This is a genomic window from Micromonospora sp. RB23, from assembly GCF_053585025.1.
Window position 1 is genome coordinate 288,751 of the sequence record NZ_CM132111.1, and the last position, 23,109, is coordinate 311,859.

Annotated in this window: 16 protein-coding genes and 2 pseudogenes; 12 read left to right on the plus strand and 6 right to left on the minus strand. The window is 72.5% G+C overall.

All coding sequences use genetic code 11. The features are described from left to right. The first annotated feature begins 45 nt into the window (after positions 1–45). Positions 46–948, plus strand: a complete 903-nt coding sequence (locus ACTFTM_RS01270; protein ID WP_449564057.1) for a sulfurtransferase — start codon at positions 46–48, stop codon at positions 946–948. Positions 949–1,040: 92 nt separating this feature from the next. On the opposite strand, the gene ACTFTM_RS01275 is transcribed toward ACTFTM_RS01270, so the two are convergent. From ACTFTM_RS01275 to ACTFTM_RS01285, 3 genes are read right to left on the minus strand one after another with little or no spacing between them, the layout of a single operon-like run. Continuing rightward, a complete protein-coding gene (locus ACTFTM_RS01275) occupies positions 1,041–2,219 on the minus strand; it encodes a hypothetical protein (protein ID WP_449564058.1) in 1,179 nt (392 codons plus the stop codon). Continuing rightward, positions 2,216–2,752 (minus strand): SigE family RNA polymerase sigma factor, encoded by a 537-nt coding sequence (locus ACTFTM_RS01280; RefSeq protein WP_449564059.1) that lies wholly within the window; start codon positions 2,750–2,752, stop codon positions 2,216–2,218. Before ACTFTM_RS01280 ends, ACTFTM_RS01275 begins: the two co-directional genes overlap by 4 nt. Positions 2,753–2,783: 31 nt before the next feature. Further along, a complete protein-coding gene (locus ACTFTM_RS01285) occupies positions 2,784–4,025 on the minus strand; it encodes an MFS transporter (RefSeq protein ID WP_449564060.1) in 1,242 nt (413 codons plus the stop codon). A gap of 121 nt (positions 4,026–4,146) precedes the next feature. On the opposite strand from ACTFTM_RS01285, the gene ACTFTM_RS01290 reads away from it, so the two are divergent. From ACTFTM_RS01290 to ACTFTM_RS01310, 5 genes are all read left to right on the plus strand, one after another. Further along, positions 4,147–5,940 (plus strand): HSP90 family protein, encoded by a 1,794-nt coding sequence (locus ACTFTM_RS01290; protein WP_449566508.1) that lies wholly within the window; start codon positions 4,147–4,149, stop codon positions 5,938–5,940. Beyond that, positions 5,937–8,804, plus strand: coding sequence for a hypothetical protein (locus ACTFTM_RS01295; protein ID WP_449564061.1), 2,868 nt, complete (start codon positions 5,937–5,939; stop codon positions 8,802–8,804). Before ACTFTM_RS01290 ends, ACTFTM_RS01295 begins: the two co-directional genes overlap by 4 nt. A gap of 67 nt (positions 8,805–8,871) precedes the next feature. Beyond that, positions 8,872–9,471 carry a TetR/AcrR family transcriptional regulator gene (locus ACTFTM_RS01300; RefSeq protein ID WP_421473846.1) on the plus strand — a complete coding sequence of 200 codons (600 nt, stop codon included), beginning with the start codon at positions 8,872–8,874 and terminating at the stop codon, positions 9,469–9,471. Positions 9,472–9,542: 71 nt separating this feature from the next. Continuing rightward, positions 9,543–10,880, plus strand: coding sequence for an acetyl-CoA carboxylase biotin carboxylase subunit (locus ACTFTM_RS01305; RefSeq protein WP_449564062.1), 1,338 nt, complete (start codon positions 9,543–9,545; stop codon positions 10,878–10,880). A 34-nt stretch (positions 10,881–10,914) separates the two neighbouring features. After that, the gene (locus ACTFTM_RS01310) at positions 10,915–11,835 is read left to right on the plus strand and encodes a hydroxymethylglutaryl-CoA lyase (RefSeq protein WP_449564063.1); all 921 of its coding nucleotides are present in this window, start codon (positions 10,915–10,917) and stop codon (positions 11,833–11,835) included. 53 nt (positions 11,836–11,888) lie between these two features. Here the strand turns inward: ACTFTM_RS01310 and ACTFTM_RS01315 are convergent, their stop codons facing one another. Continuing rightward, complete coding sequence (locus tag ACTFTM_RS01315; protein ID WP_449564064.1) at positions 11,889–12,449, minus strand: snapalysin family zinc-dependent metalloprotease; 561 nt, start codon at positions 12,447–12,449, stop codon at positions 11,889–11,891. A gap of 162 nt (positions 12,450–12,611) precedes the next feature. On the opposite strand from ACTFTM_RS01315, the gene ACTFTM_RS01320 reads away from it, so the two are divergent. The 4 genes and pseudogenes from ACTFTM_RS01320 to ACTFTM_RS01335 form a co-directional block, all read left to right on the plus strand. Next, positions 12,612–14,144 (plus strand): acyl-CoA carboxylase subunit beta, encoded by a 1,533-nt coding sequence (locus tag ACTFTM_RS01320; protein ID WP_449564065.1) that lies wholly within the window; start codon positions 12,612–12,614, stop codon positions 14,142–14,144. 62 nt (positions 14,145–14,206) lie between these two features. Beyond that, positions 14,207–15,355 carry an acyl-CoA dehydrogenase family protein gene (locus ACTFTM_RS01325; RefSeq protein ID WP_449564066.1) on the plus strand — a complete coding sequence of 383 codons (1,149 nt, stop codon included), beginning with the start codon at positions 14,207–14,209 and terminating at the stop codon, positions 15,353–15,355. Between the two features lie 129 nt (positions 15,356–15,484). Further along, positions 15,485–15,661 (plus strand): annotated as a pseudogene (locus ACTFTM_RS01330) (helix-turn-helix domain-containing protein); the annotation flags it as partial. Between the two features lie 159 nt (positions 15,662–15,820). Continuing rightward, positions 15,821–18,157, plus strand: a pseudogene (locus ACTFTM_RS01335) (ATP-binding protein); the annotation flags it as partial. 241 nt (positions 18,158–18,398) lie between these two features. On the opposite strand, the gene ACTFTM_RS01340 reads toward ACTFTM_RS01335, so the two are convergent. After that, positions 18,399–18,899, minus strand: coding sequence for a MarR family winged helix-turn-helix transcriptional regulator (locus ACTFTM_RS01340; protein WP_449564067.1), 501 nt, complete (start codon positions 18,897–18,899; stop codon positions 18,399–18,401). A 100-nt stretch (positions 18,900–18,999) separates the two neighbouring features. Between ACTFTM_RS01340 and ACTFTM_RS01345 the strand changes: the two genes are divergently transcribed. Both ACTFTM_RS01345 and ACTFTM_RS01350 read left to right on the plus strand, forming a co-directional pair. Then, the gene (locus ACTFTM_RS01345) at positions 19,000–19,584 is read left to right on the plus strand and encodes a YceI family protein (protein ID WP_449564068.1); all 585 of its coding nucleotides are present in this window, start codon (positions 19,000–19,002) and stop codon (positions 19,582–19,584) included. Between the two features lie 284 nt (positions 19,585–19,868). Then, on the plus strand, positions 19,869–21,347 hold the full coding sequence (locus ACTFTM_RS01350) for a glutamate--cysteine ligase (RefSeq protein WP_449564069.1): 1,479 nt from the start codon (positions 19,869–19,871) through the stop codon (positions 21,345–21,347). Between the two features lie 110 nt (positions 21,348–21,457). On the opposite strand, the gene ACTFTM_RS01355 is transcribed toward ACTFTM_RS01350, so the two are convergent. Continuing rightward, positions 21,458–23,002, minus strand: coding sequence for a hypothetical protein (locus ACTFTM_RS01355; protein ID WP_449564070.1), 1,545 nt, complete (start codon positions 23,000–23,002; stop codon positions 21,458–21,460). Between the last annotated feature and the right edge of the window lie 107 nt (positions 23,003–23,109).

Sequence of the window (23,109 nt, forward strand, 5' to 3'; positions counted from 1 at the left end):
CCGATGGCCGGTCAGCCGAGGCTCTGGCGGCGTACCTTGGGGATCATGTCTGTGCCGAACGATCCTGATCCCCGCTTCCAGTCGTACGCCGACCCGCGGCGGCTGGTCACCACCGACTGGTTGGCCGAGCACCTGGGCGACGAGGGCCTTGTCGTGGTCGAGTCCGACGAGGATGTCCTGCTCTACGAATCCGGTCACATCCCCGGCGCCGTCAAGGTCGACTGGCACCTCGACCTGAACGACCAGGTCACCCGGGACTACCTCGACGCGACGAGCTTCGCCGAGATGTGCGCCGCGAAGGGCATCGGTCGGGGCGACACCGTCGTCTTCTACGGCGACAACTTCAACTGGTGGGCCGCGTACGCCCTCTGGGTCTTCTCGCTCTTCGGCCACGCCGACGTGCGGTTGCTCGACGGCGGCCGGCAGAAGTGGGTCGCCGAGGGGCGCGAGCTGACCCGCGACAAGCCGGCCCGGCCCCGTGCCGACTATCCGGTGCCGCTGCGGGACGACGCGCCGCTGCGCGCGTTCCGCGAGCAGGTGATGGCCCACATCGCGGTGGGCCGGCCGCTGGTCGACGTGCGGTCGCCGGGCGAGTACACCGGCGAGATGCTGCACATGCCGGACTACCCGCAGGAGGGCGCGCTGCGGGGTGGACACATCCCGGGCGCGGTCAACAAGCCGTGGAAGTCCGCCGCGAACGAGGACGGCACGTTCAAGTCCGCCGACGAGTTGAAGGCCATCTACGCCGACCAGCTCGGGCTCAGCCCGGACGACGACGTGATCGCGTACTGCCGGATCGGCGAGCGGTCCAGCCACACCTGGTTCGTGCTGCGGCACCTGCTGGGCTACCCGCAGGTGCGCAACTACGACGGCTCGTGGACGGAGTGGGGCAACCTGGTCCGGGCGCCTGTGGTGAAGGGCGACCAGCCCGGCGGCATCGCGGCCTGAGACGCGGGCTCGGCCGGCTGGGCACCCCCGAGGCCCAGCCGGCCAGCTCCAGCGCGCCGCGCCTCAGTCGGCCGGCGCGAGCACGTCCTGCCTCAGCCGGGCAGCGCCAGCACGCCGCGCAGGTCGGCGATGATCCCGGTGATCGCGCCGCTCTCCGGGTCCCAGCGCGCCAGGGCCGCCGGTTCCAGGCGTAGCAGCACCGCCCCCTTGTTGTCCCAGCCCAACACCGGGCAGCAGCCCTTGGCGCGGTCCCGCCCGAGGTCGAGCAGGTGAGTCACCGAGCCGGTGCGGGAATCCAGCACGGCCACCCCCTCGGCGCCGTCGATCTGGCTGTTGACGATCCACCCGGCGCTGGCCAACCGGCCCCCGTGCAGCCAACCCCGGCCGTAGAACTCCTTCACCTCATAGGGCGGCGGCAGCGCGTCCACGGTGATCGGCTGTTCGGAGCGGACCGGGCTGTCGAAGGCGGTACGGCTCCGCAGCTTCAGGCCACCGCGCTCGCCGACCATCTCGAGCAGAGCCGCCCCACGACCGGCCTCCGGATCGGGTGTGACCACGTTCCAGGCCGACACGTCGGTGGTACTGGCCGCCTCCGTGTCCCGCTCCACCACGTACGTCCGGTTGTCGCCGCCGACCAGCACCCGGTCGTGCGCCCACACCACCAACTCCAGGTAACCGTCGAGCGGGACGCGACGTACGCCCGCCGTGGTGAGGTCGACCATGATCAGCTCATCGGTCTGTGCGAACGCCGCCCACCGGCCGTCCGGCGACAGGACTCCCGGCTTGACCGCTGTCGCCTCGTTGCCGCTCTCGTCCCAGGTGGGTGCCGGCGTCACCACGTCGAGACTGCGGACCACGCCGTCGTCGCCGAGGATTCGGATCGGGCCGTCCGGTTGGCCCTCCTCGTTGAGCGGCTGGAACAGCGCCAGCGCCCGCTGGACCGGTCGCGCGGACAGCGCCACGGTCGGCGGACCGCTGATCCGGCTCAACGGATCGGGTGGGAAGGTCAGCTTGGCGGGCGGGCGCTGCACCGGGCCGGCGTGGGTGGGCTCGACGGTGGGCGCCACCGGATGGTCCAGGCGTGGACCAGCGGACGGTCGCAGGGCGACGGCCACGCCACTGGCCAACGTCACGGCGACGACGACCGCGCCCACGGCCCGCCGGGTACGCCGGGTACGCCGCGCCCGATCCCAGCCGGCCGACGCCGGCGCGGTGGGCAGCACATCCTGCACGCTGATGGTGAACAGGTCACGCAGGTCCTGCTCCTTCACCGGGTCACCTCCACACCGTTGGCGTCCCGACCCGGTCGGTCGTTCCCGGTGAGGTCGGGTGCGACCTCCCTGAGGCGGCGCAGCGCCAGATGGCACTGGCTCTTCACGGTGCCGACGGTCACCCCTAGCGCCTCGGCCGTGGCGACCTCGGTGAGGTCCTCGTAGTACCGCAGCACCAGCACGGCCCGCTGGCGCGGCGGCAGCGTCCCCAGCGCGTCGTGCAGGGTCAGCCGCAGCGCGCCGTCCCGGTCCGGCGCGGCCCGCTCCGGCGGCGCGGCGCTGAGCCATTCCCGGCGACGACGCCGCCACCAGGACACCGCGTCCCGGTAGAGGATGGCCCGCACGTACGCGGCGGGATCGCCGTCGCGGACCGAGGTCCAGCGCAGCGCCAGCTTCAGCAGGGCGTCCTGGAGGAGGTCCTCGGCCTGGTGCCGGTTGCCACAGATCAGGAAGGCCGCGCGCAGGAGCCGGTGCTGGTTGCTCTCCACGAAGGCGAGGTAGCCGTCGCGGCCGTCGTCCGCCGTCGATCCCATCCGCACCCCTTCCGGCCGTCCGCGGTGCGCGTCACCCGACAGACGCACGGGAGGGCGGAAAAGGTTGGGGCGATTTTCCGTCCGGTCGCAGTATCCGCCACGCCACCACCGTCACCAGCGCGAAGACACCCGCCGCCGCGCCCACCACCGGGACCGTCCCGTGTGCGGCGGCGACCAGCCCGGCGAGGCCCGCGCCGACGGGGGCGGTGAGCAGACCGACCATCCGCTGGGCGGCGCCGACCCGGCCGAGCAGCCCCGACGGCACCTGCCGCTGACCGTACGACGCCCACAGGCTGTTCCACACCACCGTCCCGCCGGCGAAGACGGCCAGCGCGAGCCCGCCCGGCACCGGATGCCGGGCCAGCGCGAAAGCGGTCAGCGCGACGGTCTCCGCGGCGAGAACCGCCCGCAGCGCGGGTACGGTGCCGAGCCGGGCGGCGAGCCGATCCGATGCCAGCGCCCCGGCCACTCCGCCGAGGATCGCCGACGCGGCGAACAGCCCGTACCCGGCCGGCGGTATGCGCAGCACGTCCAGCGCGTAGAGCACCAGCACCGCCATGATGCCGGAGATCGCCAGGTTGCTCGCCGCGGCGAGCAGGGTGACCCGCCACATGGTCCGGTGCGCGCGCAACCACCGCACTCCCTCGACGATGTCGCCCCGCACCGACCCGCGCCCGGTGTTCGGCCTCGCTCGGACGGCGGCCGGAGGGGCGAGGGCGAGCACGAACAGGGCGGCCACCGCGAAGGTGACGGCGTCGAGAGCGAACGGCAGGGCGGGAGCGGCGGCGAACAGCACACCGGCGGCGGGGGCGCCGAGGAAACCGCCCGCCACCGCCGAACCCGCCTGGAGGCGGCCGTTCGCCCGGGGCAGCGCGGCCGGCGACACCAGGGTCGGGAGCAGCGCGAACGAGGCGGCGTCGAAGAGTGTTCCCAGCGAGGCGAGCAGGAACGCCGCCACCAGCAGAAGCCCGATGCCGACCCGGTCGAAGGCCACCGCCACGGCCACCGCCGCCACCACCGCGGCGCGTACCCCGTCGATGCCGGCCATCGTCCGGCGGCGGTCCCAGCGGTCCGCGTACACCCCGCCGAGCAGGCCGAAGAGCAGCGGCGGCACCTGCGCGGCCACGGTGACCGCGGCGATGACGCGGGGGTCGCGGGTCAGCGTGGCCGCCAGCAACGCCAACGCCGGCGTCCGCAGCGCGTCCCCGAAGCGGGACGCCACTGCGGCGGACCAGAGCAGCCGGAAGTCCCGGCCCAGAGCGGAAGAGATCATGCCGCCGACCGTGCCGGTTCGACCGGGTCGAGGGTCAAGTCGCCGGGCGAAAGGGGGACGCGGGCAGTCGGTGATCTTGGGTACGGTGAGCGCCGGCATCGGGACCCGGGAGAGCACAGAAGTGGACCACACCTTCCAGGTCGACCTACGTGGCGTGGTCGACCTGCTCAGCCACCACCTCTACGGCAGCCCTCGGGTCTACGTCCGTGAGCTGCTTCAGAACGCCGTGGACGCGATCACCGCCCGGCGTACCACCGAGCCGGACGCGCCGGCGCTGGTCCGGATCGAGCCCCCGGAGATCACCGGGGACGGCACCCTGCGCGTGCACGACACCGGCGTCGGCCTGACCGAGGCGCAGGTGCACGAGCTGCTGGCGACCATCGGCCGCAGCTCCAAGCGCGACGAGCTGGGCTTCTCCCGGCACGAGTTCCTCGGCCAGTTCGGCATCGGCCTGCTCTCCTGCTTCCTGGTGGCCGACGAGATCCAGGTGCTCACCCGCCACGGCGACAACCCCACCGTCCGGTGGACCGGGTACGCCGACGGCCGGTACGCGGTGAGCGTGGCGCCACCGGAGGCCGCCCGCGCCGAGCCGGGCACCACGGTGACGCTGGTGCCCCGCCGCGACGCCGACCAGTGGTTCAGCACCCCGACGGTCGTCGACCTGGCGCGGCTCTTCGGATCGCTGCTGCCCGTCACCGTCCGGGTCGGCGACGTGGTCACCACCGTCGGCGAACCGCCCTGGCCGACGACGCCGGGAGCGCCGGTCGACCGGGCGGCGCTGATCGCGTACGCCCGCGAGACGCTCGGCGTGGACCCGTTCGACGTGCTGCCGCTGAGTGTTCCCGAGGCCGGGCTGACCGGTGTCGCCGTCATCCTGCCCACCCCGGTGAACCCGGCGGCCCGTGCCGGGCACCGCGTCTACCTCAAGCGGATGCTGCTCACCGAGAACGCCGACGGCCTGCTGCCGGATTGGGCGTTCTTCGCGCACTGCGTCGTCGACGCGACCGAGTTGCGTCCGACGGCCAGCCGGGAGGCCCTGTACGAGGACACCCTGCTGACCGCGACCCGGGAGGCGCTCGGCGACCAGGTGCGCGGCTGGCTGGTCCGGCTCGCGCGACACGACCCGCACCGGCTGGCCGAGTTCCTCCAGGTGCACCACCTCGGCGTGAAGGCGCTGGCCCTGCACGACGACGACATGCTGCGGCTGGTCGACAGGTGGTGGCCGATGGACACCAACGTCGGCACGCTCACCCTCGCCGAGTTCCGGGAACGCTACGGGGTGGTCCGCTACGCGGCCAGCCTCGACGAGTTCCGTCAGCTCGCCGCGGTGGCCGCCGCACAGGACCTGGCGGTGGTCAACGCCGGCTACACGTACGACACCGAGCTGATCGAGCGGCTGCCGGCGGTGGACCGCTCGGTGCTTATCGAACGGCTCGAGCCGAGCGACCTCACCACCCGGTTCGAGGCCCTCGACCCGTCCGTGGAACTGGCGCTGCGGCCGTTCCTCACCGCCGCGCAGCGGGCCGTCGAGAGGTCCGGCTGCGAGGTGGTCATCCGCGCGTACGACCCGGTCTCGCTGCCGGCGCTCTACCTGGTCAGCCGGTCGGCGGCGTTCAACGACCAGCTCGCCGCCAGCCGCGACCGGGCCGACGAGCTGTGGGGCGGGGTGCTCGACGCGCTCGCCGCCACCGCGCCACCGGACCGCCCGCAACTGGTGCTCAACCACCGCAACCCGCTGGTGCGGCGGGTCACCGTGCTGGGCGACCCGGAGCTGGTCGGGCTCGCCGTCGAGGCGCTGTACGGGCAGGCGCTGCTGCTCGGGCACCATCCGATCCGCGCGGCCGACGCCGCGCTGCTGAACGATTCCTTCCTCGGCCTGCTCGGCCGGGCCGTGCCGGGACGGGAGCAGGCATGAGCGACGAGGACCTGTGGCGGGTGCTGCGCGGCATCGCCGACATGCCCTACGGGGCGGGGCAGATCGCCGCGCTGGAGCAGTTGCTGCGCCGGGTGGACGCCGCCGACGACCGGCACCTCGCCTTCGTCACGCGGATGCAGGCGACGACGGGGTACGTCTACGGCGGCGAGCCGGCGAAGTCGTTCGTGACGTTCTCGTGGTGCCTGTCCGAGTTCGACCGCGACCCGCAGCCCTACCACCAGCGCCACCTGCACCAGTTGCTGTGGCACTTCAAGTACATGATCTCAGGGCTGCTGAAGTTCCCCGAGGTGCCGCTGGACCGCACGTACGCCGTGCTCGACGACATGGAGCGGCGCTACCGGGCCGGCGGGCACAGCCTGCAGACCGTCCACAAGCACCGGTTCCGGGTCGCCGACCACGTGGGTGACGCCGAGGCCGCCGCGCACTGGTACCGGCTGTGGCAGACGACGCCTCGCGACGACCTGTCCGACTGCGCGGGTTGTGACCCGACGAGTCAGGTGGGCTACCTCGCCGACACCGGTCGGGACGCCGAGGCGGTGGCCCTCGCCGAGCCGGTGCTCGCCGGCCGGCTCACGTGCACCGAGCAGCCGCAGGCGATCCTCACGGCGCTCCTCCTGCCGTACCTGCGTACCGGTCGGGGTGAGTCGGCGCGCGACGCGCACCGTGAGGCGTACCGCAAGCTGCGCGGCAGCCTCGCCGACCTGTGGGACATCGGCGACCACGTGGAGTTCTGCACGCTCACCGGCAACGAGGCGCGGGCGGTCGAGCTGGTCGAGCGGCATCTGGACTGGCTGGACCGGCCGCCGTCGCCGGCCGCCGCCATGCACTTCGCGGCGACCGCCGCCGCCGCGCTGCGTCAGGCCGGCGGGGCGACCGTGTACCGCCGGGCCGCCGAGGGACGGCCGGCGGCCGAGGTGCCGGCGTCGGCGCTGGCCGACGAGTTGGCCCGGACGGCGACCGAGTTGGCCGCCCGTTTCGACGCCCGCAACGGGACCACCCACCAGTCGCAGTGGATCGCGCGGCGGCTCGCCGTCCGGCCCGGCGGCGAGCACCTGCCGCTCTCCGCGAGCGTCCGTCGCCGTCCGGCCCGAGCGGGTGGGGACGCGCCCACCGGTGTGGCAGCGCCCGTGCCCGAACGGCCCGACCGGGCACCCGTCGAGGTGCCCACTGCGGATCTGCCCGTCGACGCCGACGAGTTGCTGACCTTCGCCGAGGAGAGCTGGGGCCGGCACGACCGGGCCACCTTCCAGGCGGCGCTGGCCGCGTACGACGACCGGTTCGACGGCGCCGACCTGCCGTCGCGTACGGTCGCGCACCGGCTGGCGTTGCGGGCGGCCGAGCGGGGCGACGAGGACGACATCGAGGGCGCGGTCGAGCTGAACCGGGCGGCGCTGGAGCTGTACCGCTCGGCGGGCGAGGAGCTGCCCGCCCAGGTTGTCGCGGGGCGGCTCGGTGTGCTGCTGACCCGCGACGACGAGCACGCCGAGGAGGGGCTGACGTTGGTGCGGGAGGCTACCGAGGCGCTGGATCGGCTCGGTGACGCCCGGCAGCGGGCCGCCGGGCACGACCGGCTGGCGTTGGCGCTGCTGCACCGGCAACGCTGGGCGGACGCCCTGGCCGCACTGGACCGGGTACCCGCCGACGCGGGTGGCGATGAGCACCTGGCGGCCCGGATCGCGCTGCACCGGGCGCATCTGCTGGAGCAGTCCGACCGGGTCGACGAGGCCCGCGCCGCCGCCGAGGAGGCCCGCCGGATCGCCCGTGAGCTGGGCATCGACGAGCTGGTCGTGGCGGCCTGCCTGACCTGCGCGCGGACGGTCGACGATCCGGCGGAGGCGGTGGCCGCCTGCGACGAGGCGTTGCGTGTGGCGCCGGCGGACGCGGAGCTGCCTGTACGGGTCGCCCGCGCGCGGGCACTGCTCTCGGCCGGCCGGGCCGTCGACGCGGTGGACGACTTCGTCGAGGCGGTGACGCTCTGCGTGGAACGTGGCGCCGAGGGGGACGCGTTCCTGCGCTGGGAGCTGGCGAACGCGTACCGGGTGGTGGGTCGGCTCGCCGAGGCGGCGGAGGTCGCCGAGGAGGCCGTGCTCGGCCTGGACCGGCTGGGCGCCCAGGCGGAGGCCGACCGCTGCCGGCACCTGCTGGCCGGTGTGTACAGCGGGCTCGGCGAGATCGACCCCGCGCTGGCTCTGCTGGAGCAGTTGTCCGTCAACCTGGACGGCCCGGACAACCTGCCCAACCGGGCCCAGGTGCTGGAGGAGGCCGGCGGGATCCTGTACGACGCCGACCGGGACGCCGTGGCCGCCGAGCGGTTCGCGGCCGCCGCCACCGCGTACCGGCTCGCCGGACTGCCGCTGGACGAGTTGCGCGCCCGTCGGCGGGAGGCGTACGCCTGGTTCTGGTCCGACAACCTGCCGGAGGCGGTACGCGTCGTCGAACTGGCGGACGGGCTGGCGGCGGTGTTGGCCGGGCAGCCGGAGCCGACGCCTGCGGTGACGTACGAGCTGGCGATGACGGCGGAGACCGGTGCGCGGGTGCTGACCGGGGAGGGCCGGCCGGACGAGGCGCTGGAACGGCTCGCCGGGGTGCCCGACCGGCTGCGGTCGATCGAGGCGTTCGCCGAGGCGGCCCAGGTGGAGACGCTCGTCGGTGAGCTGCTGCTCCGACTGGACCGGCCGGCCGAGGCGGAGCCGCTGCTGCGTCGCGTACTCGGTGGCCTGCCGGCCGGCTCGCGGCCGGTCCGCCAGACGGCGTGGTTGCTGGCCCGTGCGCTGGACCTGGTCGACCGGTCTGACGAGGCGGCCGCCCTGCGGCGGGAGCACGACCTCGACCCGGACGACTGACCGCCTCGACCGACCGAGCGGTAACCGTCGCCCCACCGGGTCCGGCGCGCGGGTCTACGCTTGCCCGGTGACGGTGGAGCAGCAGGCGCGGGGGGCGGCGGGTACGGGCCGGCGTCGGTCCCGCAAGGACGAGATCCTGGAGATCGCGGTCGGTCTGTTCGCCGCCCGTGGCTACCACGGCGTGTCGATGGACGACATCGGCGCGGCAGCCGGGGTGACCGGTCCGGCGCTCTATCACCACTTCGCCGGGAAGGAGGCGATGCTGGCCGCCGCGCTGATCCCGGTGAGCGAGGGGCTGCTGGCCGGCGGGCGGGAACGCGCCGCCGGGCACCCGGACGACCCGCGCGGCGTCCTGGAGTCCCTGATCGACTTCCACGTCGAGTTCGCGCTGGCCAACCCGGCGGTGATCGCGCTGCACCTGCACGAGCTGGACCGCCTGCCGGAGGAGCCGCGGCGACGGATCCGGCGGCTGCAACGGCTTTACGTCGAGGAGTGGGTGACGGTGCTCACGGCGCTGCACCCGGGCATGCCCGACGGCGAGGCGCGGGTGCTCGCGCACGCCGCGTTCGGCCTGATGAACTCGACCCCGTTCCTCGGCGGCGAGGTGGACCGGCGGCGTCGTGCCGAGCTGCTGCGCGGAGCGACGCTGGCCGCGCTGCTCGCCTGATCCGACTCGTCAGAAGTACGCCGGTCATGATTCCCTGACATCGTCCCAACATCCGGACGCCGGGAGGAAACATGATCGAGTCACTGCTGGTCGCCAATCGGGGCGAGATCGCCCGCCGGGTCATCCGGACCGCCAAGCGGCTCGGCATCCGCGCGATCGCGGTGTACTCGGAGGCGGACGCCGACTTACCGTTCGTCGCCGAGGCGGACGAGGCGGTCCTCATCGGCCCGCCGAACCCGGCGCAGAGCTACCGCAACGTCGAGGCGATCCTCGCCGCCGCCAAGTCGACCGGCGCCCAGGCGATCCACCCCGGCTACGGCTTCCTGTCGGAGAACGCGGAGTTCGCCCGTACCGTCGAGGCGAGCGGGCTGATCTGGGTCGGACCGGGCGCGGACGCGATCAGCGCGATGGGCGACAAGATCAATGCTCGGAACCTGATGGCCGCTGCCGGCGTGCCCGTCGCGCCCGGCACCACCGACCCGGCCGTCGACCTGGACGCGGCCGTGACGGCCGCCGCCGAGATCGGCTACCCGGTGATGGTCAAGGCCGCCGCCGGCGGCGGCGGCATGGGCATGGGCGTGGCCGCCGACGAGGCCGCGCTGCGCACCGAGTACGACAAGGTGCGCGCCTTCGCGGAGCGGATGTTCGGTGACGGCTCGGTGCTGATCGAGCGGTACTTCCCGCGGGTACGGCACGTCGAGGTGCAGATCCTCGGCCTGGCCGACGGCCGGGTGGTGGCGCTCGGCGAGCGGGAGTGCTCGGTGCAGCGCCGCAACCAGAAGTTGGTCGAGGAATCCCCGTCGCCGGCGGTCTCGCCGGAACTGCGGGCGCGCCTCCTGGCGGCGGCGGTACGCGCCGGTGAGGCGGTGGATTACCGGAACGCGGGGACCGTCGAGTGCCTCCTCGATCCGTCGACGAACGAGTTCTTCTTCCTGGAGATGAACACGCGGCTTCAGGTGGAGCACCCGGTGACCGAGTACGTCTACGGCATCGACCTGGTCGAGGAGCAGTTGCGGGTGGCGTCCGGGCTGGCGCCGACGTTCGACCCGGACGCGCTCGCGCCGAGCGGGCACGCCATCGAGATGCGGATCAACGCCGAGGACCCGAAGCGGTTCCTCCCCGGCCCCGGCGTGATCAGGACGTGGGTGGAGCCGGACGGCGAGGGAATCCGGGTGGACTCCGGCTACACCGGGGGCAACACGGTCACCCCGTTCTACGACAGCCTGCTGGCCAAGCTGATCGTCACCGGCTCGACCCGCGACGAGGTGCTCGAACGCGCGCGGGAAGCGGTCGCCGCGTTCCAGATCGAGGGCCCGAAGAACAACGTCCCCTTCTTCGCCGAGCTGCTGGGCAACGAGGAGTTCCGCTCCGGCGCCTACGACACGGGCATCGTCTCCCGGATGCGCTGACCTGTTCCGATCCGACGTCACAGCGAGGTGACCGATGAGCCAACTGCCAGATTTCGTCTCCATCCGTGAGGTGGGGCCCCGGGACGGGTTGCAGAACGAGGAGCCGATTCCCGCCGACGCCAAGGTGCGGCTGCTCGACGCGCTCTCCGCCACCGGCGTACGCCGGATCGAGGCGGTGTCGTTCGTGCACCCGAGGGCGATTCCGCAGATGGCCGACGCCGACGAGGTGTGGCGGCGGGCGGCGAAGGCCGACGGGGTGCGGTACTCGGCGCTGGTACCGAACACCCGGGGCGCGCAGCGGGCCCTGGCCGCCGGCTTCACCGAGATCGAGGTGGTGGTGTCGGCCAGCGACACGCACAACCGCCGCAACGTCAACCGCTCGACCGACGAGTCGCTTGACGACATCGCCGAGCTGATCGATCTCCTGCACGGCGCGTCCGCGCGGGTCGAGGTGATCGTCGCGACCAGCTTCGGATGTCCGTACGAGGGGGACGTCGACCCGCGTCGTGTCGCCGGCATCGTCGACCGGGTGGTCCGCGACGGCGCGGACCGGGTCGCCTTCGGGGACACGACCGGCATGGGCACGCCGCGCCGGGTCCGCGAGCTGTTGACCGCGGTACGTGACCGCAACGCGCACGTGCCGGTGCTGCTGCACTTCCACAACACCCGGGGTACGGCGCTGGCCAACCTGCTGACCGCGCTGGAGTTGGGCGTGACCGAGTTCGACGCGAGCGTGGGCGGTCTGGGTGGCTGCCCGTACGCGCCGGGGGCGAGTGGCAACCTGGCCACCGAGGAGGCGGTGCACATGCTGCACGACATGGGCATCGACACCGGCATCGACCTGGAGGCCCTGATCGAGACGGCCGAACTGGCCGAGGAACTGCTCGGCAAGAAACTGCCGTCGGGCGTGTTGCGGGCGGGTCCGCGTACGCGCCTGACGCCGATGCCGGGCTGAGGACACGCGGGAGGGGCCGGCGAGCTGCCGGCCCCTCCGTGGTGCGCGTTCGGTCAGCCCACGGTGGTGAGCGGCGCCGGCCAGCTGTCACGGAAGATGTCCGCGCTGCGGTCGGTCGCGCTGAACGTGCCGGCGAAGAGGCTGCTCACCCGGTTCGCCTCGGCGGTGCTCGGGTACGGGTTGGTGCAGCTGGTGCCGGCGCTACCGCCGGACATGAGGATCGCGCAGTTGCCGTTGTAGTTGTCCGGCAGGCCGAGGATGTGCCCGATCTCGTGGGTCATGATCCGCAGCGGGCTGTACTGGGCCGCCTGCTGGGTGTCGATGTAGACCCGGCCGTTGCCGAGGCTGGTCCGCACGGCGTACGAGCCGCCGCCGGTGATCTGGTAGATCCGCAGGTTGGAGCCGCAGTTCGCGGAGAGCGTCAGGTTGACGGTGGCGTTGTTCCAGATCGAGGCGGCCTGGTTGGCGGTGCCGGCGTAGGCGCCTGCCTGGCTGGTGTTGTAGCAGATGGTCATCGCGGCGGACGCGGGCGCGGGGTTGGCGACCGTGACGCCGAGCGTGGCACCTGCCGTCGCGACCAACGCGACAGCGAGCCGACTGAGTCGTGAGGTCATCGCTGACTCCTATCCGAGAGGGGGTGGCAGGAGCCTATCCATAGAGATTAATAGATTTCAATGTTTCGTTCGAAGCGACCTCTGCGCGGCGCGGGTCGCCGGAGGGTGCGCGAATGCGATAGCCTAACGATCGTTCAGGTCAGCACGGGCGAGGGAGTCGGCGTGACGCTCGACGGTGAGGCGCTGGAACAACTGCGCAAGCGGGCCCGGTCCGGCGGCGCGGACAAGTACCACGCCGCCAACGAGGCCAAGGGCAAGCTCTTCGCCCGCGAACGTGTCGCGCTCCTCGTCGACGAGGGATCCTTCGTCGAGGACGGCCTCTACGCCAACGCGCTCGCCGACGGCCTGCCGGCCGACGGCGTGGTCACCGGCACCGCCACGATCGACGGTCGGCAGGTCTGCCTGATGGCCAACGACTCCACCGTGAAGGCCGGCAGTTGGGGCGCCCGTACCGTCGAGAAGATCATCCGGATCATCGAGCGGGCCTACGGGACCGGCGTCCCGATGGTCTACCTGGTCGACTCGGCCGGCGCCCGGATCACCGACCAGGTGGACCTCTTCCCCGGCCGCCGTGGGGCCGGCAAGATCTTCTGGAACCAGGTCCGCGCCTCCGGCTCGATCCCGCAGGTCTGCGCGCTGTTCGGCCCGAGCGCCGCCGGAGGGGCGTACATCCCGGCGTTCTGCGACGTGGTGGCCATGGTCGACGGCAACGCCAGCATGTATCTCGGCTCCGACCGGATGGTCGAGATGGTCACCGGGGAGAAGACCACCCTGGAGGCGATGGGCGGGGCCAAGGTGCACACCGCCGAATCCGGTGTCGGGCACTTCCTCTGCAAGACCGAGGCCGACGCGCTCGACGTGGTGAAGACCTACCTGTCGTACCTGCCGGCCAACTGGACCCAGGCGCCGCCCACCGCCGAGCCCGTCGCCGCGCCCGCGAAGGCCGACCTGGCCGCGCTGGTGCCGGCCAGCGAGCGGCAGGCGTTCGACATGCGCCGGTACGTCAAGGGCCTGCTCGACGAGGGTTCCTTCTTCGAGATCCAGGCGCTGTGGGCCAAGGAGCTGACCATCGGCTTCGGCCGCCTCGACGGCCAGGTCATCGGCGTGGTCGGCAACAACTCGATGTTCAAGGGCGGCGTGCTCTTCGTCGACTCGGCCGACAAGGCCACCCGGTTCGTGCAGCTCTGCGACGCGTTCAACGTGCCGCTGCTCTTCCTCAGCGACGTACCCGGCTTCATGGTCGGCAGCGCCGTGGAGAAGCAGGGCATCATCCGGCACGGCGCCAAGATGATCACCGCGATCTCGGAGGCGACGGTGCCGAAGATCTGCGTGGTCGTCCGCAAGGCGTACGGCGCGGGCCTGTACGCGATGGCCGGCCCCGGCTTCGAGCCGGACGCGACGATCGCGCTGCCCACCGCGAAGATCGCGGTGATGGGTGCCGAGGCCGCCGTGAACGCCGTCTACGCCAACAAGATCGCGGCGATTGAGGACGCGGACGAGCGGGCCGCCTTCGTGGCCGCCAAGCGTGCCGAGTACGAGCAGGACATCGACGTCGTCCGGCTCGCCAGTGAGCTGGTCGTGGACGCCATCGTCGAGCCGCACGACCTGCGCGACGAGCTGGTCCGCCGGTTCGCGGCGGCACGCACCAAGGATCGCCACTTCTCCCGGCGTCGGCACGGCGTCACCCCGGTCTGACCCGCACCGCCACCCGTCCCGGCGTCACGAGCGTCGACGGCACCGTCCCCCAGGAGGATGAGATGGACTTCCGGCTCACCGACGAACAAGCGGCGCTGCGGGAGAGCGTGCGGGACTTCGCCCGCGAGGTGGTCGCTCCGGTCATCGCCGAGCACTACGAGCGGCACACCTTCCCGTACGAGGTGATCCGGCAGATGGGCAAGATGGGCCTGTTCGGCCTGCCCTTCGACGAGGAGCACGGCGGGATGGGCGGCGACTACTTCGCGCTGTGCCTGGCCCTGGAGGAGCTGGCCCGGGTCGACTCCAGCGTGGCCATCACGCTGGAGGCGGCCGTCTCGCTCGGCGCGATGCCGATCTACCGCTTCGGCACGGCGGAGCAGAAGGCCACCTGGTTGCCCCGGCTGCTCAGCGGGGAGGCCCTGGCCGGCTTCGGGCTCACCGAGCCGGGCACCGGTTCCGACGCCGGTGGCACCCAGACGCGGGCGGTGCTGGACGGCGACGAGTGGGTGATCAACGGCGCGAAGGCGTTCATCACCAACTCGGGCACCGACATCACCGCCATGGTGACCGTCACGGCGGTGACCGGCACCAACCCGGACGGCTCCAAGGAGCTGTCGACGATCATCGTGCCCACCGGCACGCCCGGCTTCACGGTCGCGCCGGGGTACTCCAAGGTGGGGTGGACCGCCTCGGACACCCACGAGTTGACCTTCGACGACTGCCGGGTGCCGGCGGCCAACCTGCTCGGCGAGCGGGGGCGGGGCTTCGCCCAGTTCCTGCGGATCCTCGACGAGGGCCGGATCGCCATCGCCGCGCTGGCCGTCGGCCTCGCCCAGGGCTGCGTCGACGAGTCCGTCAAGTACGCGAAGGAGCGGCACGCCTTCGGCCGCCCGATCGGCGACAACCAGGCCATCCAGTTCAAGATCGCGGACATGGAGCTGAAGGCGCACACCGCCCGGCTGGCCTACTACGACGCCGCTGCCCGGATGCTGGCCGGCGAGCCGTTCAAGCGGCAGGCCGCCATCGCGAAGCTGCACGCGAGCACGATCGCGGTGGACAACGCCCGGGAGGCCACCCAGATCCACGGCGGCTACGGATTCATGAACGAGTATCCGGTCGCCCGGTTCTGGCGGGACTCGAAGATCCTCGAGATCGGCGAGGGCACCAGCGAGGTGCAACGCATGATCATCGCTCGCGATCTGGGTCTCTGACCCCTTCTGAGGGCGCCGGCTACCGATCCCCGTCGATCAACCGGCCGGCTGTCGGATATCGGCGAGCGGACGTCGGCAGGACGACGCTCGACTGCCGATGGTCGGAGTCGATCCGTACTCTTCGTGCCCATGACTCCGGATCATGGACGGTCGCGGAGCCCGGCCGGTCGTACCGGGCTGCCGGAGCTGCTCCGTGCGCACCGGCGCGCCGCCGGTCTGACCCAGGCGGAACTGGCGTCCCGTGCCCGGGTCGGCGTGCGCACGGTGCGGGACCTGGAGCGTGGCCGGTCGGTCCGGCCACAGCGCACCACCGTCGATCTGCTCGCCACGGCGTTGGGGTTGACCGGCGTCGTCCGGGCGGCGTTCCTGGCCACGGCCCGCGGCCCCGTCGGCGGAGAGTCGCCGTCGGATGTCGGCTCGGGCACGGTCGACGTCGCGTCGGCGCAGACGACCCGGGCCGACGCGCCGGTCACCCTCCCGCCCCCGGTCGCCCTGATCGGACGCGATCGCGATGTCACCGAGTTGGTCGCGATGCTGACCGCGGAGCACGGACCCCGGCTGGTCAGCCTCGTCGGCCTGGCCGGTGTCGGCAAGACCGCGCTCGCGCTCGCCGTGGCCCACGGTGCGGCACGCGCCCATCCGGGCGGTGTGGCCGGCGTGCTGGTCGGCGAGGGCTCGGACGGGCCGGACGTACTCGCCGCCTCGATGACCGTTCTCGGCGCCGCCCGGTTACCGGAACTGGTCGCCCGCCTCGCCGGCCGGCGGGCGTTGCTGGTCATGGACGCCGTCGAGCGTGCCCCCGGCCCGGTGGCCGAGACACTGCACCGGTTGGGCACCGTACTGCCGTTACTGCGGGTGCTGGTCACCGGCCGGCACCCGGTCGGACTGCCCGGCGAACGGGTCTGGCCGGTCGCCCCGCTCGAGGTGCCGCCGCCGGCCGCCGAGCACTCCGGCCCCGCCACGCTCGTCTCGTGGCCCGCGGTCGCGCTGTTCACCGCGCGGCTCGCCCAGGTCCGTCGGGAACCCCCCGGCGCCGACGAGCTGCCGGCACTGGCGGCTCTGGTCCGCCGGCTGGGTGGCCTGCCACTGGCCATCGAGCTGATGGCCGCCCGGGGGCGGCTGCTCGACCTCAACGAACTTCTCGACCGGTACGGCGACCGCGTCCTCGACCTGACCACCTCGGCCGAGGAGGCCCGTGGCCGGTGGGACGGGCCGGAGATGGCCGCCCGCCGCCCGTACGCCACCGATGCCACCCGGGCGGCGGTGGGGGTGACCCTGCGGGACGCGGTGGCGACCAGCTACCGCCTGCTCGCGCCCCACGAGCGCGACGCGCTGCGGCGACTCGCCATGTTCGGCAACCGGTGGTCGGTGGAGATGGCCGAGGAGATGCTCGCCGACGAGGCCGACCGGGACGGCACCGTCGCGATCGATCCGGTTCCGCTGCTGGACCGCCTGGTCGAGCTGGGCCTGCTGAGCGTTCGCGGCACCGGGCCGTTCCGGTTCCGCCTGCTCGACGCCGTCCGTGACTTCGCCGTGGAGCAGGCGGTCGGAGGCGGTGAGCTGACCTGCGTACGGCGTCGGCACGCGGAGGTGACCGCCCGCCTCGTGGCGCGGACCGCCGCCGAACTGGCCGGCCCCCGGATGCTCGACGCGGTGCACCGGCTCGACGAGGTGAGTAGCGACATCAGTTTCGCGCTCGCCCACGCGGCCACCGACGATCCGTTGACCGCGCTCCGGCTCGCCGCCTGCCTACCCCGCTGGTGGCGCTTCCGAGGTCGAGACGTCGCCGGGCGGCAGTGGCTGCGGCGTCTGCTGGCCGACCCGCGAACCGCCGACGCGGACCCGATCCTGCGCGGCTGGGCCAGCCTCGGAGTGGCACGGCTCGCCGCCGAACACGGCGCCGCGGCCGAGGAGTTACCCACGGCACGCGCCGCGTTGGAGATTTTCCGCAAGTCCGGCGACGTGACCGGCGAGTTGGAGGCCCGCAGCGTCCTCGGCGCTCTGCTGACCAGCGCCGGCGGGCACGACGAGGCGCGGGAACAGGCCGAGGCGGTGCTCCGGCTCGCTGCCCGCAACGGTCGTACGCGTGATCTGGCGGTGGCGCAGAACAGCCTCGCCTGGCACGAGATCCGCGTCGGTGACCTGGCGGCGGCACGCCGGCGGCTGGCGGCCGTGGACCGGCTGGCGGCCGAGGCCGGTGAGCAGCGGTTACGCGTGCTGGCCTGGGCCAACCGGGCCGAGGTGTCCCGCCTCGAAGGCCGGTACGCCGACGCCGTCGACCAGGGTCGTCGGGCAATGGCGGCGCTGTTCGAGCTGGGCGACCCGGGACATCGCCGTCGGGTGCTGGGCACGGTCGGTCTGGCGCTCGCACAGGACGGCCGTGCCGCCGACGCGACCGAGGTGCTCACCGAACTGCGTGCGGGCGGCGCCGAGGCGACCATCGCAGTGCCGGACCGGCAGTGGATGGAGCGGGTCCGACTGCCGCGACCGCGTTCGGACGACACGGTGTTGTCGTGGAGCGGACCGGAGGCGGGGATCTGCGCGCTGATCGAGGGGAACCTGGCGCTGCACCGAGGTGATCGGGAGTTGGCGGCCGAGTGGTTCGCGGCTGCGGTCGAGGCCGGTCACGATCGTCGGGACGTCGTGGAGGCGCTGGTGGGCCTCGCCGCGAGCACCGGGGACCCGGAGGTCCTCGACCGTCTCGACCAGGTCTGTGCGGACACCGGGATCCGATTGCTGCCGCAGGAGTCCGGGTTGCTCTACGCGCTGATCGCCGCGCGAGGCGGCGTCACGGAACGGTGAGCGCGGGCCGGTCGGCGTCGATGGGCCGCCGGATGGAGAGTGGCGCGGGCGAAGAGCCCCCTTGGTGCTACCCCTCGCTGTTCGCCCGCGCCGTCACCCCCCGGTGATTCCCCGGTGGGCGAAAGCCTGCCACCGCTACCGGGGAAGAAGGTGTTTTTCAAGAGGTTTGTCCGGTCTGTGGGGTGAGTTCTGCCGGTCTTTCTGCCGGTACCACCCGGACGCCCCTCTTGAGGGCCGACGGTCAGGTCGGATCGCAGTCGTCGGACATCTCCTGCTCGGTGCTGCCGGCGGTCGCGCCGGGATGCACCGCGTCCCGTACCCGCCGCAGGCCGTCGAGCAGTGCGGCCAGGGCCTCGGGGTCGAGTTGGCCGGTGAACCACTGTTCGATGATCCGCAGGTGCCCGGGCAGCGTCTCGTCGAGCCGCTGCATCCCGGACGCGGTGACGACCGCGTACGAGCTGCGGCGGTCGTTCGGGCATGCTCGACGGGTGAGCAGTCCGTCGCGCTCCATCCTGTCCACCACGCGGGTCACCCCGCTCGTGGACAGTGAGGTCTGCGCGGCGAGGTCGGTCATCCGTAGCTGGTTGCCCGGCGAGCGGGCCAGTCGGGTGATCACCTCGAACTCGACCTGGGAGAGGCCGTGCTCCTCGAGTTGGGCGGCGAACCGGGCTGAGAGCCCGGCGTGGGCCTCGTACAGGAGGCCAACCGCGGTGATCCGGGGGTCGTCGAACACGTTGGTCACCCGTTAACCATACCAGTACTTGACACGGGGAATGTTGTTGCGGTTATATTTGCTCAAGCAGTCGTTGGATTACTAAACAATCCTCTGGAGGACACCAGCCATGACCAGCAGCATCGATGCGGTTACCCGCGACTGGGACGGTCTCACCATCCCGGCGGCCGGCACCTACGTGCTGGACACGGCGCACAAGCGGGTCGGCTTCGTTGCCCGCCACATGATGGTGAGCAAGGTCCGCGGTGAGTTCAACGAGGCGACCGCCACCATCACCGTCGCCGAGGACCCGATGCAGTCGTCCGTGGTCGCGACCATCCAGGCCGCCAGCATCGACACCACGCAGGCTGACCGGGACGCGCACCTGCGCAGCCCCGAGTTCCTCGACGCGGAGAAGTACCCGACCCTGGAGTTCCGCAGCACCGGCGTCAAGTCCCGCAAGGGCAACGAGTTCGTGCTCGACGGTGAGCTGACCATCAAGGGCGTCACCCGTCCGGTCGAGCTCGAGGTCGAGTTCGAGGGTGTCGGTCGCAGCCCGTTCGGCGGCCAGGACGTCTTCGGCTTCTCGGCCAGCACCGAGATCGACCGCGAGGAGTTCGGTCTGACCTGGAACGTCGCCCTGGAGACCGGCGGCGTGCTGGTCGGCCGCAAGATCAAGATTGAGATCGAGGGCGAGGGCATCCGCCAGGCCTGATCCCCCGGATCACCCGTACGCCGGGCCCGCGCCGCACGTCGGCGCGGGCCCGGCGTCGTCCGGTGCCAGACGCGTGTGAATTGTCACGACTTGTTCTTGACCCGGTGCGGTCCGGTGCGACCACGACGGGGTAGAGATGGCGCCACGAGCGATTCCGCTCCGGCCGGCGTCGGACCACCGCCGTCGGCCTCTGGCCCCGGCCAGGCGGACGCTCTTACCGTTGATGGTTCACAATGCGCTTCCGGGACGGCAGAATCCCGACCGCGCCGGTTTCGGGAGGACACATGGGCAGGGACGTCTCGCAGGGCGCCTTCACCCGGGAGGACCGCGTCCGCTACCGGCAGAAGGTCCGGCGGTGCCTCGACGTCTTCGCCCTGATGCTCGACGACTTCGGGTTCGACGCCGACCGGCCGATGACCGGCCTCGAGATCGAGTTGAACCTGGTCGACTCGGCCGCCGAGCCGGCGATGCGCAACGAGGAGATCCTCGCCGAGATCGCCGATCCGCTGTTCCAGACCGAGCTGGGGCAGTTCAACCTGGAGTTGAACGCCGAGCCCCGGCTGATCGAGGGCACCGGTTTCGCCGACTACGAACACGACCTGCGCAGCAGCCTCTCCCGTGCCGACGAACGCGCCGCCAGGTCCGACGCGAAGATCGTCCTGGTCGGCATCCTGCCCACTCTCACCGAGGGGCACCTGGTCGAGGACAACCTCTCCACGAACGAGCGCTACCGGGTCCTCAACGACCAGATTGTCGGCGCCCGGGGCGAGGCCATCGAGCTCGACATCCGTGGCGTCGAGCAGTTGCGGACGCACACCGACTCGATCGCCCCCGAGGCGGCCTGCACGAGTCTCCAGTTCCACCTCCAGGTCGCGCCGGACAGCTTCGCCGACTACTGGAACGCGTCCCAGGCGGTCGCCGGAGTGCAGGTGGCGGTCGGGGCGAACTCGCCCTTCCTCTACGGCCGCCAACTCTGGGCCGAGACCCGGATCGCCCTGTTCAAACAGGCCACCGACACCCGTCCGGAAGAACTCAAGGCCCAGGGCGTACGTCCCCGGGTCTGGTTCGGCGAGCGCTGGATCACCTCGATCTTCGATCTGTTCGAGGAGAACGTCCGGTACTTCCCACCGCTGCTGCCGATCTGCGAGGACGAGGACCCGGTGGAGGTGCTGCACGCCGGCGGAGTGCCCCAACTCAGCGAGCTGCGGCTGCACAACGGCACGGTCTACCGCTGGAACCGCCCGGTGTACGACATCATGAACGGCCGTCCGCACCTGCGGGTGGAGAACCGTGTGCTGCCCGCCGGACCCACCGTGGTGGACATGCTGGCCAACGCGGCCTTTTACTTCGGGCTGGTCCGTGGTCTGGCCGAGGCCGACCGACCGATCTGGAGTCAGCTCACCTTCTCCTCGGCCGAGGAGAACTTCCACTCGGCGGCTCGCCGTGGCCTGGACGCGGTGCTTCACTGGCCCCGGGTCGGTGACGTGCCGGTCACCAAGCTCGTGCTGGATCAGTTGCTGCCTGTCGCCGCGACCGGGCTCGACGGCTTCGGCGTGGCAGCGGCGGAGCGGGACCGGCTGCTCGGCATCATCGAGCAGCGCTGCCGTACCGGCCGTAACGGCTCCGTCTGGCAGACCGAGGCGGTCTGGGCGGCGGAGCGCCACCACGGCATGGACCGCCCGGCTGCCCTGCACCACATGGTCAAGCGCTACGCCGAACTCCAACGCACCAACGAACCAGTCCACACCTGGCCCGTCAACTGACCCACCCCCACCCCTCAGCCACCACTGCTTCGGTGATCAAGAGGTTCGCGTCAGGAATCGCGCCGCTGATGACGCAAACCTCTTGATCAACAGGTGGGTGGCGGTGGGGATCAGGTGGTGGGGCGGCGGGGTGGGCGGGCTCGGTGGGAGGCCGGGGCTTCGGTCGGCGACTCGTCGTCCGGGTTGGGGCGGGGGGCCGGGACGCGGGGCGGGGTGGTGGCGTCCGTTGACTGGTCCTCGCGCGGGGTCGCCGGTGCCGCGGTGGTCCTGCCGCGTCGGGTTGCCGAGCCGGTCGCGGCGTCGGTCACCGAGCGGGCGCGGCGTCCGGGCCGGGTGCCATCGGCTGCGGCTGCCGGCGCGCGGGTCCCGCCCGACGTCGGGTCGAGCCCCTCAGTCCGGGTCGAATCCGCCGGAACCGTCGACGCCGGGTCGGGTGAGCCGCCGCGCGGGGTCGACGGCGGTTCACGCCCCACGGACGGGTCCCGCGCCGCATCGGCCCGATCAGTCGACGTCAGCAGACGCCGGGCCGCCGCACCCGCCGAGGCCGCGTCCGGACTCGACGAGGCCGAGGCCGGTTCGGGCTCGTGGGCCGGGACGCTCGGTTGGCCGTCGGCGGCACGTTGGCGGCCCGCCCTCTCGGCGAGTCGGGCGACAAGTATCGAACCGCCGATACCGGCGATCACCGCGTACGGGGCGATGAGCTGGGTCGAGAACTGTGCCGGGCCGGGGGCCGCCCACCGCGGCACGGTGGTCAGGTAGGCGAGCGCGACGAGCAGCGGGCCGGCCGCGCCGGAGGCCGCCGCGCCCACCCGGTGCCCGCCCGGCCGCACGGCGCCACGGGCGGCGAGAGCGCCGATCAGGAGCGCGGGTACGAGCGCCAGCAGCGCGCCCGGCCAGTAGATCTGGCCACCGATCCAGTACCGCCCGTGGTCCGGGTCGAGTTGCCACGTGCCGAGTTGGGCGCCGGTCAGCCCGCGCCCGACGCGTACCCCGTCGACGACCGAGACCACCGCGAGCAGCCACAGCCAGGCGGACGTCGCGGTGATGTTCACCGCGACCGTGCGGGAGCGCAGCGCCCAGAGCGCGACAACGACGCCGATCAGGATCCCCAGCGCCGCGTGCAGGGCCGCGACCCGCTGCGGCGCGCCGGTGTCGGCGCCTGCGGCGACCCGCGCCGGTACGGCGACCAGCAGCACGGTGACCAGTCCACCGAGCCCGGCGCCGAGCGCCAGGGACAGCCGGCGGAGCAGACCGGGGCGCTCGGCGGGCAGCGTTTCCGCCCGATCGGCGGCCGCCCGGTCCTGCGCCACGTCGGTGCCCTCGGCACGGGTCGCCTGGCCGGGCGTGACCGCCGGTGACTGCGGCGGCTCAGCCTCGTCCACCACGAGGCTGGCCGTCGGGGTTCCGGTCGTCGGCGGGGGTACGGCACGCTGGTGCAGTCGCTGCGCGCAGACCGCTCCCAGCACAGTGGAGCTGGCGGCGAGCCAGGTGGCCCAGGCGAGGCCATCGGCCCAGGCCGTGCCGTTGGCCCCGGCTCCGGTGGGCGTCCAGGTGATGACGCCGAGTCCGTAGCCGAAGCCCAGTTGCGCGGCGCCCGCGCCGGCAGCGACCCCGACCGCCGTCGCGATCGATACTCCCCAGCCCCGTCTGGCCATGCCGGGCAGCGTAACGTCCCGTCGTCGGTGCGGCGAGTCGCAGTGACCCGCCGGTACGGACCGTCGGCACAACGTGATGGGCGGCGGACGGTACGGTCGCCGGTGAT